This is a genomic window from Natrinema salsiterrestre, from assembly GCF_029502005.1.
Taxonomy (GTDB): Archaea; Halobacteriota; Halobacteria; order Halobacteriales; family Natrialbaceae; genus Natrinema; species Natrinema salsiterrestre.
Genome location: NZ_JAMQOT010000005.1, coordinates 386,074 through 400,967, shown reverse-complemented (window position 1 = coordinate 400,967; position 14,894 = coordinate 386,074). Strand labels below are relative to the sequence as shown.

Annotated in this window: 14 protein-coding genes and 1 pseudogene; 12 read left to right on the top strand and 3 right to left on the bottom strand. The window is 66.9% G+C overall.

Annotated features, from left to right (window positions below):
* The first annotated feature begins 56 nt into the window (after window positions 1-56).
* On the top strand, window positions 57-272 hold the full coding sequence (locus tag NDI89_RS16225; protein ID WP_277522903.1) for a DUF8015 family protein: 216 nt from the start codon (window positions 57-59) through the stop codon (window positions 270-272).
* A 65-nt stretch (window positions 273-337) separates the two neighbouring features.
* Window positions 338-517, top strand: a pseudogene (locus NDI89_RS16220) (ornithine cyclodeaminase family protein); the annotation flags it as partial.
* Between the two features lie 424 nt (window positions 518-941).
* Here the strand turns inward: NDI89_RS16220 and NDI89_RS16210 are convergent.
* Window positions 942-2,369, bottom strand: a complete 1,428-nt coding sequence (locus tag NDI89_RS16210) for a zinc ribbon domain-containing protein (protein WP_277522901.1) — start codon at window positions 2,367-2,369, stop codon at window positions 942-944.
* Entirely contained in the window at window positions 2,366-3,544 is a 1,179-nt protein-coding gene (locus NDI89_RS16205; protein ID WP_277522900.1) for a thiolase domain-containing protein, read from the bottom strand. The genes NDI89_RS16210 and NDI89_RS16205 overlap by 4 nt, the downstream gene beginning before the upstream one ends.
* 216 nt (window positions 3,545-3,760) lie before the next feature.
* Here NDI89_RS16205 and NDI89_RS16200 point away from each other — a divergent pair, with 216 nt between their 5' ends.
* Entirely contained in the window at window positions 3,761-4,759 is a 999-nt protein-coding gene (locus NDI89_RS16200) for a DHH family phosphoesterase (RefSeq protein WP_277522899.1), read from the top strand.
* Between the two features lie 36 nt (window positions 4,760-4,795).
* Here the strand turns inward: NDI89_RS16200 and NDI89_RS16195 are convergent, their stop codons facing one another.
* Entirely contained in the window at window positions 4,796-5,257 is a 462-nt protein-coding gene (locus NDI89_RS16195) for an Hsp20/alpha crystallin family protein (protein WP_277522898.1), read from the bottom strand.
* Window positions 5,258-5,409: 152 nt separating this feature from the next.
* Between NDI89_RS16195 and NDI89_RS16190 the strand changes: the two genes are divergently transcribed.
* From NDI89_RS16190 to NDI89_RS16150, 9 genes are all read left to right on the top strand, one after another.
* A complete protein-coding gene (locus tag NDI89_RS16190) occupies window positions 5,410-6,099 on the top strand; it encodes a type 1 glutamine amidotransferase domain-containing protein (RefSeq protein WP_277522897.1) in 690 nt (229 codons plus the stop codon).
* A 222-nt stretch (window positions 6,100-6,321) separates the two neighbouring features.
* Window positions 6,322-7,353: an ABC transporter ATP-binding protein gene (locus NDI89_RS16185; RefSeq protein ID WP_277522896.1), complete on the top strand. Its 1,032-nt coding sequence runs from the start codon at window positions 6,322-6,324 to the stop codon at window positions 7,351-7,353.
* On the top strand, window positions 7,350-8,243 hold the full coding sequence (locus NDI89_RS16180; RefSeq protein ID WP_277522895.1) for an ABC transporter permease subunit: 894 nt from the start codon (window positions 7,350-7,352) through the stop codon (window positions 8,241-8,243). Before NDI89_RS16185 ends, NDI89_RS16180 begins: the two co-directional genes overlap by 4 nt.
* A gap of 292 nt (window positions 8,244-8,535) precedes the next feature.
* The gene (locus tag NDI89_RS16175) at window positions 8,536-8,757 is read left to right on the top strand and encodes a DUF1918 domain-containing protein (protein WP_277522894.1); all 222 of its coding nucleotides are present in this window, start codon (window positions 8,536-8,538) and stop codon (window positions 8,755-8,757) included.
* Window positions 8,758-8,839: 82 nt separating this feature from the next.
* Complete coding sequence (locus NDI89_RS16170; RefSeq protein WP_277522893.1) at window positions 8,840-9,289, top strand: RNA-binding protein; 450 nt, start codon at window positions 8,840-8,842, stop codon at window positions 9,287-9,289.
* Window positions 9,290-9,472: 183 nt separating this feature from the next.
* Window positions 9,473-10,078 (top strand): TetR/AcrR family transcriptional regulator, encoded by a 606-nt coding sequence (locus NDI89_RS16165; protein ID WP_425607764.1) that lies wholly within the window; start codon window positions 9,473-9,475, stop codon window positions 10,076-10,078.
* The gene (locus NDI89_RS16160; RefSeq protein ID WP_277522891.1) at window positions 10,075-11,550 is read left to right on the top strand and encodes an MATE family efflux transporter; all 1,476 of its coding nucleotides are present in this window, start codon (window positions 10,075-10,077) and stop codon (window positions 11,548-11,550) included. The genes NDI89_RS16165 and NDI89_RS16160 overlap by 4 nt, the downstream gene beginning before the upstream one ends.
* 172 nt (window positions 11,551-11,722) lie before the next feature.
* Entirely contained in the window at window positions 11,723-12,961 is a 1,239-nt protein-coding gene (locus tag NDI89_RS16155) for a cation:proton antiporter (RefSeq protein WP_277522890.1), read from the top strand.
* A gap of 96 nt (window positions 12,962-13,057) precedes the next feature.
* Complete coding sequence (locus tag NDI89_RS16150) at window positions 13,058-14,821, top strand: YcaO-like family protein (RefSeq protein ID WP_277522889.1); 1,764 nt, start codon at window positions 13,058-13,060, stop codon at window positions 14,819-14,821.
* Window positions 14,822-14,894 lie beyond the last annotated feature (73 nt).

Below are 14,894 nucleotides of genomic sequence, written 5' to 3'. Positions count from 1 at the left end.
ACGGGCCGATTATGGGAAACACTTATATGGGAATTCCTCCTACTATAGGTTAGATTATGACTGGATATTACGACATTGTTCTCGGCCTCATCCCAGTCGCACTGCTCGGTATCACCGCAGCCCTGATGACCGTGGGAATCTCGCTGACTGCGGCGGTACCGCTCGGTTCGCTCGTCGCGATGGGCATCATCGGCCACGCGATGTTCGTCAACACGCCGGCGGACACCGCCGACGAGCCTCGGTCCGCGCGGCCGCCGATGAACGCCGACTGATCTCCAGTCTGTCTTTCGACCCTTGCTTTCAGTTCTTTTCCCGTCTCCGATTCGTGCCATCCGCCGTGACTGACGCCCTATTCCTGTCCAGTGACGCTGTCGCCGACGTCGCGAGAGTGGCCGAATACGTCGACGCCGTCCGCGAGGGATATCGCCAGCGCGGAAACGGTGCCGCCGCCCAGCCCCGTTCGAAGTACCCTCCGGGCGATTCCGCCGGACCGTTTACGAGCTGTGCCACCATCCTCGAGACCCTGCTCTACGACCGCACGGGGCAGGGGCCGGGAACGACGATCGATTTCGCCCGGCGAACGAGGCGCTGACTGGGACCGACCGTTGGGGTGGGGGACTCGATGCATTCGAGCAACTCGTCTGCGTGCGGTTCACGCCCCGCTTATATCTCGCTAGCAGGGGTAGCTGTTTCCACGGCTCATGTCAGAGATGCCGGAAAAGTACGTCTGTACGGCCTGTCAGACGATGCACGCCGGTACGGTCTCCGTACGGACCGATAGCGGTCACCAGTACGAAGCACCCGCAGCGTGTGGGTGCTGTGGCGAAACCGAGCTGATTCCCGGAAAAAGCTTGCCGAACTTCGAGTCTCGACATCCTCCCCGCCTCGAAGGGCGAGGATTCCCCGCGTAGGGGTCCCAGTCGTCCTGCGTTTCGAGCCCGCTACTCGCTTACGGGCCGAACCTTGAACCCGTACCGGGTGACGCCTTCCTGCGTGTAGATCCGGCGGATCGTCGTCTCGATCCGGTCGCCGACCGAGAAGTCGGCCGGGTCCGCGTCGGTTCCCATCGCCGGAGCGCTCACGGTCTCGTCGCCGTTGTCGGTTTCAAGCGCGACGATCGCGGCCGCGTAGTCGCCCGAGCGGGCCTGCTGCTCGGCGAACTCCGGCGGCGCGCCGCCCTGCGAAATGGTCGTGACGGCCTCGATCGTTCCCCCGCCCGCGAGTTCGACGGGCTCGTACTCCGCGAGCGCGCCGCACTCGTCGCAGGCTCCTTCCGGCGGGAACGAGAGGCTACCGCATTCGGAACAGCGTCCGGCCTCGAGCCGGTAGCGCTGGGGAATCGAGCGCCGCCACGAGGGAACGCTGACGTACGCGCCGCCGCCCGACGGCGGGCCCGTGGTCACGACGCCGCGCTGGCGCAGATATTCGGCGTAGGAAAGCGGGTCGTCGCCTTCGAGTGCGGTCACCGCCGGAACGTCGCCGTCGGCCTCCACGACGAACGCGTCGGCCCCGGCACCGCTGCCGTGGGAAACGGCGAGGACGGAGCCGTACCCGTCCTCGAGCGCGGTCGCCAGCGACAGAGGGACACTCGCCGCGCCGATATCGCCCAGTTCGTGGACCGTCGCGGCCGCCTGGATTTCGTCGGTCCCGACGCCGGCCGCGCCCGCTGCGCGGTACGGAAGCTTTCCATCGGGGGCCTGCATTGCGACGGCTTCGGGGTCGGGGTCGACCTCGAGGCCGTCGACCGCCCCGCCGATCGTCTCGGTGAACGCCTGCCGGTCGTACTGAGTGACGCCGAGTCCCTGCGTCTCGTCCTTACCGGTGGTCCGGAATCGAGTCCCCGGATACGGTGCGGCGTACTCGGCGCGGTCGGTGATTTCGGCCGCCCCCTCGCTCTCGAGGACGAACGCCGCGGCACCCGCGCCGGCGGCGTGGTCCGTTCCGTCGTCGGGGTCGCCCTTCGGCGCGTCGGCCGCGACGACGAGCGCGGTCGTCGAGTCGGCCTCGAGCGCGTCCAGCCCGGCCCAGAGCGCGCGGGTTCCGGCGCGCGTACTACCCGTGAGCACCTGCCGGGTCGCCGACTCGGAGAGGGCGAGCATCGCGCCCAGTCTGGCCGTGGGGTCCTCCTCGGCTTCGGGCGGTCGCGACGAGGCGAACGCGAGCCAGTCGATTTCGGCGGGCTCGATTTCGGACGCCTCCAGTGCCCGGGTCGCGGCTTCGTAGCCCATCGTCAGGGTGTCTTCGTCGGCCGAGGGAACGGCCTTCTCGGTCACGCCGGCGGCGTGGAACTGGCCCCACGCGTCTTCGAACGCCTCCGCGCTGATGCGGAACCGCGGTGCGTACGCGCCGACGCCGGTGATCGCGCTCATGCGTCCACCCCCGATTCCTTCTCGAAGATGTGAACGACGGCGGCACCACCGCTCCCGCCCACGTTGTGTGTTAGCCCGCGCGTTGGGGCCTCGACCTGTCGCTCGCCCGCCTCGCCGGAAAGCTGTTTGTAGGTCTCGACGACCTGGCCGGCACCCGTCGCGCCGATGGGGTGACCCTTGGACTTGAGCCCGCCGGAGGTGTTGACCGGGAGTTCGCCGCCCAGTTCGGTCGCGCCCGATTCGATGAGGTCACCGGCTTCGCCTCTCTCGCAGAAGCCGAGATCCTCGTAGGCCAGCAGTTCCGCGATGGCGAAACAGTCGTGGACCTCCGCGAAGTCCAGCTCGTCGGGTTCGACGTCGGCCATCTCGTAAGCCGACTCGGCCGCTCGCTGGCTCGCGGGGACGCCGGTGTAGGTGTCGCGCTGGAAGAGGCCGACGGTGTCGCTGCCGGCACCGACGCCTGCAACCCGGATCGGATCGTCCGTGTAGTCGTCGACGACGTCCTCGCTGACGATCAGCGCGCAGGCCGCGCCGTCGGAGGTCGGACAGCAGTGATAGAGGTTGAGCGGGTCCGCGACGACCGGAGCGGACTGCGCGTCCTCGAGCGAACACTCGAAGCCCAGCTGCGCGTGGGGGTTCTTCGCGCCGTTGGCGTGGTTCTTGACGGCGACCCGCGAGAGCTGTTCGCGCGTGGTGCCGTAGCGCTCCATGTGGACGCTGGCCATCTGGGCGTAGACGCCCGAGAACGTGGTCCCGGAGAGTCGCTCCCACTCGGTTTCGCCGGAGACGCCGAGCCAGTACTTCGTCGCGTCCGAACTCATGTCGGACATGATCTCGAAGCCGCCCGCGAGGACGACGTCGGCCATCCCGGATTTGACGGCCTGAACGGCCTGTCTGACGGCGAACCCGCTGGCCGCGCAGGCGTTTTCGACCCGAGTACAGGGGACGCCGTCGAGACCGACGTGTTCGGTTACCGCCGGCCCGGAGAGGCCGAGTTGCCGGCCGCCGACGCCGAGGTTGCCGACGAACGCTTCGTCGACGTCCGCGGCCTCGAGTCCGTTCGGAACGCTGTCCGTCGCCGCTTCGAACGCCGTGCGGAACAGTGACCGGTAGCTTTCCGACGGGAAGGCCCCGTAATCCGACTGTCCCGCGCCGACGAGGTAGGCGTCTCGCATACTCTTCCCTCTGTTGGCCGCTGTGAAATAACTGTACACTTGGTAACGATCGTTCATTGCAGTTCGCTAACTCGACGCCGACCGAGATGCCGACAGTGATCCGGAACGGGGACCGCGCACGACGGGAACTGATCAGCTCGGTGATCGATCGCGACGACGTTCAGCACTACTGAGAGACGACGCGGGATTCAAGCGGCTCGTCCGCGTATCTCGGGTATGTCACGCGCGGACGAACTCGTGTCCGTCCTCGAGCGGACCGACTCGCTGGCGATCGTCTGTCACGACAACCCCGATCCGGACTGTCTCGCCAGCGCGCTCGCACTCGAGGCGATCGCCCGCGAATACGAGGTCGAGGACGTGACGATCGCCTACGGCGGCGAGATCTCTCACCAGCAAAACCGCGCGTTCGTCAACTTGCTCGATATCAGTCTCCAGACGCTATCGAAAACGACGATCGAGGACTACGACAGCGTGGGGTTCGTGGACCACACCAGACCGGGAGCGAACACCGAAGTGCCGGCGAGCGTCACGCCGGACGTCGTCGTCGATCACCACCCCGGTGAGTCGGCTCACGCGCCGTTCGAGGACGTCCGCGACGGGTACGGCGCGACGGCGACCATCTTCATCGAGTATCTCCGGGACCTCGAGGTCGATCTGACGACGCGGCTCGCCTCCGCGTTGCTCTTCGCGCTCCATCGCGAGCGCCTCGACTTCGTTCGCGAACCCACGCGGCGCGAGTACGAGGCCGCCCTCGCGGTCTACCCCGACGCGGAACTCGAGATCCTCGAGCAACTGTACGGCAGCGCGTTCTCCCCGGGGACGCTCGACGCGATCGGACGCGCGATCGCGAGTCGGGAGCGCCGGGGATCGTCGCTCGTCGCGAGCGTCGGCGAGACCGGGGAGACGGACGCGCTTCCCCAGGCCGCGGACTACCTGCTCAACCTCGAGGGCGTGGACACGGTGTTGGTCTACGGGATCGTCGAGGACGCGATCCGTCTCAGCGGTCGCTCGATCGACCCGCGGGTCAATATGGGCGAAACGCTCGAAGCGGGGTTCGACGAACTCGGCGCGGTCGGCGGCCACCACGACATGGCCGGCGGCCGGATCGAACTCGGCCTCTTCGCCGATCACGGCGAGGACGACGACGAACTGCTCGCGTTCGTCGGCGGGAGGATCACTCGTCGCTTCTTCGACGCGCTGAACCTCGACGATTGAGCGCGGACTCGATCGATCGGCGCGAGCGACGGTTCGCTACTCGATGTCGATCGAGCGCGCCTCCTCGCTCGACTCGCGTTTCGGGAGGTGGATCGTCAGAATCCCGTTGTTGACGCTGGCCGCCACGTCGTCGACGTCGACCGGGTCCGGCAGCCGAAGCTGTCGGCTGAACGATTGCGTCTTCCGCTCGCGCCGGATGTAATTCCCCTCGTCGCCGGCCTCCTGCTGGTGCTCTCGCTCACCGGAGACGGCCAGCGTGTCGCCGCGAAGCCGCAACTCGAGGTCGTCGCTTTCGTACCCGGGCACGTCGATCGTGACGACGAACTCGTCGCCTTCGTCCGCGAGGTCGAGGCTCGTCTCCGAACCACCCATCGAGAGATCGAGCTGGCTCCGGTTATCGACCTGCGTTTCCCACGATCGGGCCGCCGTTTCGATCTGGCGGTTCAGTCTGTCGAGCAGTTCGTCGATACCGTCGAACGGACGGGAGCGGTCTGCCATGGTATCACCTACCGAGTATACGGGACCGATAGCGAAAAAGGCCACCCTCCGTCGGACTGACGATCCGTTACACTAATCCGTTCGCGCGTAAATTTCCGGCAGAACTGAGTGAAGGGCTGGTCGTTTTTACCGTCCCGCTCGTAGGGCCGGGCGTGACTGACGCACTATTCGTAGTCAGCGAAGAGGGGTACTGGGGAGAAGAATGCGTCGAGCCGCTCGAGACGCTCTCGGACGCGGGCGTCGAGATCACGGTCGCGACGCCGTCGGGGAGCCCGCCGGTGATCGACGAGCGATCCCTCGACCCCGACCAGGTCGACGAGGAGACCATCGAACGCGTCCGGGACGCTCACGAGAACGACGAGCGACTGAACGATCCGATCCCGGTCGCACAGGCCGACGCCGAGGGGTACGACGCCGTCGTCCTCCCCGGCGGCCACGGCACCGCCTGGGACATCAATCAGGACAAACACGTCCGTCAGCTGCTCCGCGACATCGTCGAAGGCGACGGCAAGGCGCTCGTCGTCTGTCACGCCGTCGGCGTCCTCGGGTTCGCCCGCGACAGCCACGGCGCGTTCATCGTCAACGGCCGCGACGTGACCGGCTTCCCCAACGAGTGGGAGGAGGGCATCGTCGACGAGGCCGACCGCATGCCCGACGGCCGGAAACTGCCCTACTGGACCGAAGAGGAAGTGAAAGCGGCCGGCGGTAACTGGGACGCCGAACTCGACGCCGCCACCAGCGTCACCGTCGACGGCGACCTCATCACCGCGCGCGGCCCCGGCTCCTCGAGCGCAGCGGCCGACAGGCTGCTCGAGGAACTCGGCATCGAGGTCGAAGCCTGATCTGACGGCGGTTCGATTCGGTTTCGATCGCGGCTTTTCGGTTCGTTCGCACCGCATCACATCGGACGTCGCTATCTGACGGAGACCGCTTCTACAGGGGTCCTTCGTCCGGCGTCCGGGGCCTCGTCGGCGTCCGTCCGAGCGCTCGTTTCCGGTGCCCCTTCATTTCAGAAATGCGACCGCTCGAATGCTATTTCTATCTGGTCGTGTTGTGAGATTCACATGACGGCAATACGAACGCGGGGACTCACGAAACGCTACGGGTCCGGCGACGACGCCGTCGTGGCGCTCGAGGGCCTCGACCTCGAGGTCGCCGACGGGGAAGTGTTCGGCTTTCTCGGGCCGAACGGCGCCGGGAAAACGACGACGATCGATCTGCTACTGGACTTCGTCCGTCCGACCGAGGGAGCCGCGATGGTCCACGGTTACGATACGCAAGAGGAGACGGACGCAGTCCGCGACCGCGTCGGCGTCCTGCCGGAGGGGTTCGATCTCTGGCACCGTTCATCGGGGTATCGCCACCTCGAGTTCGCGATCGCGTCCCAGAACGGCGACGCCGATCCCGCCGCCCTCCTCGAGCGGGTCGGACTCGATCGGACCGACGGGCGGCGGCCGGTCGGCGACTACTCCAAGGGGATGCTCCAGCGACTCGCCATGGCGATGGCGCTCGCGGGCGATCCGGCGGTGCTCGTCCTCGACGAACCGTCGGGCGGTCTCGACCCACACGGGATCAGGACGATGCAGGAAATCGTTCGCGAGGAAGCCGAACGCGGGACGACCGTCTTCTTCTCGAGTCACATCCTCGGGCAGGTGGCTGCGGTCTGTGACCGGGTCGGCATCCTCGACGACGGCGAACTGGTCACCGTCGATACCATCGAGGGGCTCCGAGAAACGGCCGGCGTCGGGTCGCGACTCGTCCTCGAAACGGCCGGCGAACCCGACGATGCGGTCGACGATCTATCCGGGATCGAGGGCGTTACCGACGTCACTCGAGACGCTGACGGTTTGTACGTCTCCTACACCGATCCGCGCGCCAAGGCGACGGTCGTCCACCGCCTCGTCGAATCGGACACGGCGGTCCTCGATTTCGATATCGAGGAGGCCACGCTCGAAGACCTGTTCGCGGCGTTTACCGGGACGGGAACCATCGCCGGTCCCGATTCGGATTCGACGACCGAGTCGGCCCCTGCGGGGGACGTGGTGATCGAAGACGAGGGCTCACTCGAAGCGGACACCGAGGAGGGGGACCGATGACCTGGACCGCGATAGCGCGCAAGGACTTCGAGGACGTCGTGCGGTCGCGGATGGTCTGGGGAATCACTGCAGTCTTCCTGCTTCTGATGGGGATCGTGACGCTCGGTGCGTCGTCCCAGATCGACGATGCGAGCGCGACGGACGTGATTTTCTTCTTCACCAATATCGGCGGGCAACTGTTCGTTCCGATCATCGCGCTGGTCGTCGGCTACATGGCGATCGTCGGCGAACGCCAGTCCGGCAGCCTCCGGATCCTCTTCGGCCTCTCCCACAACCGCCGCGACGTCCTCGTCGGCAAGCTCGCGAGTCGAACCGGCGTCATCGTCGTCGCCACGCTCGCGGCCTGTGCGTTCGCCGCCGCCCTGATGTTCGCCCTGTTCGGCTCGCTGCCCGTCCCCACGGTACTGGGGTTCGTCGCCCTGACGGTCCTGCTCGGGGCCGCCTTCACCGCCATCGCGGTCGGCGTCTCGGCGATGACTGACACCAGAATGGGCGCGATGGGCGGCGCGATCGGCAGCTACATTCTGTTTACGATGCTGTGGCATCCGCTGATCGCCGGTCTCCACTACGCGCTCGAGGGGGAACTCGTCGGCGTCGAGGCACCGGCGTGGTACCTCTTCGCCCTCCGACTGAACCCGCTCGAGTCCTACCGGCAGGCGATCGCCTCGATGATCGACGCGTACGTGCCGGCGCTGGTCGGCTGGGAGAACATCGTCGAGGACGTGCCAGCGGGGTCGTTCCAGGAGGGAACGCTCCTGACGTCGAACCGCGTCGCCGGAGACGTGCCGTTCTACCTCTCGGAGTGGTTCGCCCCCGTCGTGTTGCTGGCCTGGATCGTCGTCCCGATCGCGATCGGCTACCGGCGCTTCGAACGGGCCGACCTGAACTGACCCACCTCTCTATCCGTGGTAACCGACAGTGCGATGGCGCGCGCTGGACGGCGGTGAGCCACCGGCGAACCGCCGTGTAACTATGCGCGAGGGATGAGCGAGGGAGCGTCGCGACCGAGCGAATCGGCTGGGGAGGGTGTGGAGGTCACGATAGCAGCCACGTAAGCGGAACGTCCGCCGGCACCGTTTCTATCGGATCCTCCCTTTGTCGAGTATTCTGCCCTCTCGAGGGACGCTCGATCACCTGCCGCGAATCAGTCCCTTTTTACACGCAGACGGGAAATTACACGCTATGAGCTTCGAGGAAGACGACCGCGTCGTCCTGCACGACGAGCACAGCGAGTACGACGGCGAGACCGGCACCGTTACCCAGACCATGGAATCGATGTTCGGCGACGTCACCTACACCATCAGCTTCGACGACGGCCAGGAGGCCGGCGTCCCCGAGGACGACCTCGAGGCGGCAGCCGACGCTGACGACGCCGACGCCGACGCCGACGAAGACGAGGAGTAAGCACCGCTCGCGGGACGACATCCCCTCGAGTCCCGGCACCGAGTATCACCGCGCCCCCGCTATCCCGACATTCGAATCGCAGATGCCACAGATCCCGCTTCACTACGTCGATCTCCGGACGTTCTGCTACGCCACCGAGGACGAAAAACGCGTCGAGGAGGCGCTCCGAACCTTCCTCCCCGACGGCGACGACGAGCCGTTCGAGCTCGAGCGCACCGAGAGCGAGGGCCACTACGGCGACCGGATCCTCGTCCTCTCGGCGCGCGTCGAAAACGCCGACGACGTCCGGCACGTCCTCTCGCGGCTTGCCGACCTCGAGTCCTTCGACGAGCTAATCGACGAACTCGACGAGCGGGTCACCGAGAACACCGAACTCTTCCTGCGACTCGACAAACAGGCGGCCTTCGGCGGCGACGTTCGACTCGGCGACGGCATCACCTTCCGCGGGAAAGTCGAGGCCTATCCCGCGAAGAAAGAGCAGGCCGTCGAAAACGCCGAAGAAGTCCTCGAGCGACTGCGCGAGCAGGAGTAACGACTTCTCCCTCCGATCCTCTTCCGATCGATTTCCGGTTTTAGCGACGACAGCGCGTCCCGTGTCGTCTCACCGCTCTCGAGTGCGACCGGTAACCGGTCCGTTACCGAGGACTTTTGACTGACCAGTCAGTAAGTTCGTGTAGACCCTCCCCGAATGACGGACGACACGATCGATGACCTGATGGATGCGACGTACCGCGCGCTCTGCAAACACGGCTACGCGGAGCTGACGATGCAGGACATCGCCGAAGAGTCGAGCAAGACCAAGGGGACGCTACACTATCACTTCGAGGGGAAACAGGACCTCCTCGAGTCGTTTCTGGAGTACCTGCTGGACAGATTCGAGGACCGAACCGAGACCGTGCCCGGCGAGACGCCGGACGAGCGGCTCCGCGCGTTCCTCGACGAACTCCTGACCCCGTCGGACCCGGACTCCGCCGAGGAGTTCCGGACGGCGATCCTCGAGATCAAGGCCCAGTCGCCGTACAATGAGGCCTATCGGGAGCAACTGCGCGAGTTCGACCGTGCGCTGCGGGATCGGATCGCCGGTCTCGTTTCGGACGGGCTCGAGGCGGGAGAGTTCCGCGCCGACGTCGATCCGGACGAAACGGCGGACTTCCTCGTCACCGTCTTCAACGGTGCTGAGGCGCGGGCGGCCGCGGTCGATCGGTCGCCCGAGCACACCAAGCGCCACGTCCACGAGTACATCGACGAACACCTTCGGGCAGACGGCTCGATCAATGGTGACACTGCGGTGGAGGACGAGCACACGGGGGCCGACGAATGAGCCTGCTGGATCGGCTCGTCGGCTGGCTCCGCGCTCGGCTCGACCGAGTCACCGGGCTGTTCAAGAGCCGCGACGAGTTCGATCTCACCTCGGGCGGCATCGCGAAACCGCTGTTCTACCTCTCCCTCCCGATCGTGGTGACGAACCTGCTGCAGACGGCCTACAACCTCATCGACACGTTCTGGCTGGGGCAGTACAGCACCGAAGCGCTCGCGGCGATCAGCTTCGCGTTCCCGATGGTCTTCCTGCTCATCTCGGTCGGGCTGGGGCTGTCGGTCGCCGGCAGCGTGCTCGTCGCCCAGCATATCGGCGCGGAGGAGGAGGCCGAAGCCGAGTACGCGGCCTCCCAGACCGTCGCCCTGTCGCTGCTCGCGGCGCTGATCCTCGGACTCGTCGGCTACGCGTTCGTCGAGGACCTGCTCGGACTGCTCGGCGCGTCACGGGACGTGTTGCCGCTGGCGACCGAGTACATGCAGGTCATCTCGCTGGGCATGCCCTTCATGTTCGGCTTTTTCGTCTTCATCGCGCTGATGCGGGGCTACGGCGACACGATCACGCCGATGCTCGTGATGTTCGGTTCGGTCCTGCTCAACGTCGTCCTCGACCCGTTTTTGATCTTCGGCTGGTGGGTGTTCCCCGAGCTCGGGATCCAGGGGGCGGCGATCGCGACGGTCTTCTCGCGCGGCATCGCGCTCGCCGTCGGACTGGTAATCATGTTCCGCGGAACTCGAGGCGTCCGCATTCGACTCGAGCAGATGCGCCCGGATCTCTCCTTCGCCGAGAAACTCGTTTCGATCGGGTTTCCGGCGTCGATCGAGGGGATGGGGCGAGCGCTGTCGATCAACCTCCTGCTCGTGATCGTCGCCTTCTTCCCGGACACGGTCGTCGCGGCCTACGGGATCGGCACGCGCGTGTTCTCCGTCATCTTCCTGCCGGCGATCGCGGTCGCTCGGGGCGTCGAGACGATGACCGGTCAGAACGTGGGCGCGGGCAAACCCGAGCGAGCGAAAGCGACCGCCGACTTCGCCGCCCGCACGATGTTCGTCGTCCTCGGCGCGCTGGGGGTCGTGGCGTGGCTCGGCGCGCGACCCATTACGGCCATCTTTACGAACGATCCGCAGGTCATCGAGGCGGGGGCCTCCTTCCTCAAGTATGTCGCTCCCTCCTTCGGCTTCATCGGCGTAATGCGGGCCTACAACGGGAGTTTCCGTGGCACCGGGAAGACGCTCACCGCGGCGGCGATCGTCCTCGTGATCTACGGGCTCGTCCGTCTCCCGATGTCCTACGTCCTCGCACAGGCCATCGACTACCGCGGGATCTGGATCGCCTTCGCCGTCTCGAACGCCGTCGGTGCCGGGCTCGCGTACGGCTGGTATCGACGCGGGACGTGGCGCGACGTCGACCTCACCGACGACGGGGCTCCGAAGCTGGGCGACGATCTCGAGGTCGGTGAGGCCGGGACCGACGACTGAGCGGGCTGTCACTACGGAACGGTGGAGTACCCACACCAGTGAAGTGCCCGTGAGTCGACGTAATCGACCGGGAGTAGTCACAATGAAACGACCGCGTAACAGCCCCCGCTGTCGGATCGACGGACGGGAACAGCGCCGCGACCGGTCCAGTCACGCTTCGCAGGGGTGACCGATGGTCGAAGCCGTCGACATCGACATCCTGAGCCTCCTGCTCGTCCTCTCGGTCGCGTGGGTGTTCGGTGCCCTCGCTGAGCGCCTGGGGTACCCCACGATGATGGGAGAGCTGTTCGCCGGCATCGCGTTCGGACCGGCGCTGATCGGACTCCTGCGACCCTCGGAACTGCTCTCGGTGCTGTCCGAACTCGGCGTGTTCCTCCTGATGGTCTACGTCGGGATGGAGGTGGATCTCCGGGAGCTGTTCGAGCTCGGCCCGCAGTCGCTGTTGATCGCCTTCGGAGCCTTCGTTATCCCCTTCGGCATGGGCTACGCGGCCGGCGTCTGGCTCGCGATTTCGACGGGGGCGGCGCTCTTTCTCGGTCTCGCGATGGCCGCGACGTCGCTGGCCACGAAGTCTCGGATCCTCGCGGACCTCGACCTCCTCGACACCCGAATCGCGAACGTATTACTCGGCGGCGCGCTCGCGTCGGACGTCGGCGTCCTCATCGCGTTCGCTGGCGTCGACAGCTACGTGACGGTGGGGACGTTCGAGCCGAGCGAAATCGGGACGATCGTCCTGCAGGCGATCGGCTTTTTCGCGGTCACGCTCGTCCTCGGGTACCGCTTTCTGCCGGTCGCCTGGCGGTACATCGAACGCCAGCGCGAGCGGTACGGGTTCGTCGATCGGACGACGGCGTTCACGTTCGCCCTGCTCGTCTCCCTGCTGTTCGCCTACCTCGCGACCCTCGCGGAACTGCACATGATCGTCGGCGGCTTCATGGCGGGCATGTTCCTCCGACAGGCCGACGTCGAACCCGATCTCTACGAGCACATGCACACGGTGATGTACGATCTCGCGATGGGGTTCTTCGCGCCCGTCTTCTTCGTTACCGTCGGGTTCCAGATCACCTTCGGCGTGTTCTCCGACACGCCGGGGATTCTCGCCGTGCTCGTCGCCATCGCGTTCCTCGGCAAGATCATCGGCTCGTGGCTGTTCTCGCTGCCGACGTCGCTCACCTCCCTCGAGGGCCTGGTCGTCGGATTCGGCATGAACGGCCGCGGGACCGTCGAGATCATCATCGCGCAGGTCGCCTACGAGGCCGGCGTCATCGACCAGTCGATGTTCTCGATTCTCGTGTTCATCGCCGTCTTCACGACCGCGCTCGTCCCCGTGACCGTCACCTGGGGGGTCCGGATGCTCGAGAGCGCGGACGAACTCGTCTACGTCGATTCCGGGGTGCCGACGGAAGACTGACGCGTCGGTCGACCGGTACCCGCTCGAGTCTGCCGGGTCCCGTCACGGCGAGGCTCGAGCGGGGCGCTTTTGCCGCCCGCGCCAGCAGGTAGGGGTATGCAAGTCTCCGTCGTCGGTGACGATCCCGTCCGTGAGGCGGTCGTCACCGCGCTCGATGACGTCGACGTCGGCGTCCGCGACGCCGCTCCGGCGGATCTCGCCGACGCTCGCTTCGCGGTCGTCAGCGACGTCGCCGGCTCGGCGTCGTTCGAACATGCAAACGAGGCCGCTCGCGACGGCGGAACCCCCTGGATCGCCGTCGAGATCGGCGGGATCGGCGGCCAGCCGATTCCGGACGTCGACGCATCGGTCTCGGGATTCGCGGCCGAAACGGGCTGTTTCGACTGTCTCCGCGCTCGCGTCGCGTCGAACCTCGAGGAACGCGGGGAGGGCCCGCAGGCCGATCGCAGCGCAGCGCGATTTGCAGGCGCGGTCGCCGGCCGCGAATGCGTCCGCGTCCTCTCGGGCGAGCCGGAATCGATTATGGGGCACGTGCTCGAAGTCCCCCACGCTCGACGGGGATTTCTGCCCGTTCCCGGCTGCGAGTGTGCGGGTGGCGACCGTGATCGCGGGCTCGCACGCGACGCCGAAACGCTCGACCTCGACGCGGCCGTCGCGGCCGCCGAGCGGGCGATCGACGAGCGCGTGGGTCCGATCACGAGCATCGGCGAGATCGAGTCGTTCCCGGCACCGTACTACCTGTCCACGGTCGCGGACACCACCGCGTACAGCGACGCCAGCGCACCGCGACAGGCGGCCGGCGTCGCCGACGACTGGAACGCGGCGCTGATGAAAGCCGTCGGCGAGGGACTGGAGCGCTACTGCGCCGGCGTCTACCGCGAGGACGACTTCGTGCACGCGAGCGAGGCCGCCCTCGAGAACGCGGTCTCTCCGACTGAACTGGTCCGACCGGATGACGCACCGGCCTACGAACCGGACGAGGAACACCGCTGGGTGGCGGGCGAGAACCTCGCCACCGGCGAAGCGGCACGGCTGCCCGCCGCGGCGGTCCGGTTCCCCCAGCCCGGCGAGTCGCTGGTTCCGGCGATCACGACCGGACTGGGACTCGGTTCCTCGACCGTCGACGCGCTGGTGTCCGGACTGACGGAAGTGATCGAGCGCGACGCGACGATGCTCGCGTGGTACTCGACGTTCGACCCGCTCGGGCTGACCGTCGAGACGGACGCCTTCGCGACGCTCGAGCGCCGCGCCCGGAGCGAGGGGCTGTCCGTGACGCCGCTGCTCGTCACGCAGGATATCGACGTTCCCGTGGTCGCCGTGGCCGTCCATCGCGAGCCGGACGCGCTCGAGGACGGCGAGCCGGTTGCGACGTCCGACGACTCGTGGCCGGCGTTCGCGGTCGGCTCGGCCGCCGGACTCGACGCCGCTGCGGCCGCGACGTCGGCGCTGGCGGAGGCCCTCCAGAACTGGATGGAGCTCCGAAATCTCGGACCGGAAGACGCCGACGATGCGGGCGGCGAGATCGGCGAGTACGCCTCGTTCCCTGCTCCCGTCCGGGAGTTCGTCGACACCGAGCGGACGGTACCTGCGGCGAGCGTCGGCCCCGATCCCGTGCCGGCGGGCGTCGACCGACTCGAGGCGCTGTGTTCGCGGGCGGCCGACGCCGGGTTGACGCCCTACGCGGCGCGGCTGACGACTCGCGACGTCGAAGAAATCGGCTTCGAGGCGGTCCGGGTACTGGTTCCCGGCGCACAACCGCTGTTCACCGGTGATCCGTTCTTCGGGGAGCGGGCGCGGTCCGTCCCGGCGGCACTCGGGTTCGAGCCGCGCCTCGATCGGGCGTTTCATCCGTACCCCTGATCGGTCGTTGTGGTTCGCCTCCGGAGAAGATGCGACGGCCCCGCTTCGAACCGCTCGCTCGTCGGACGCGATT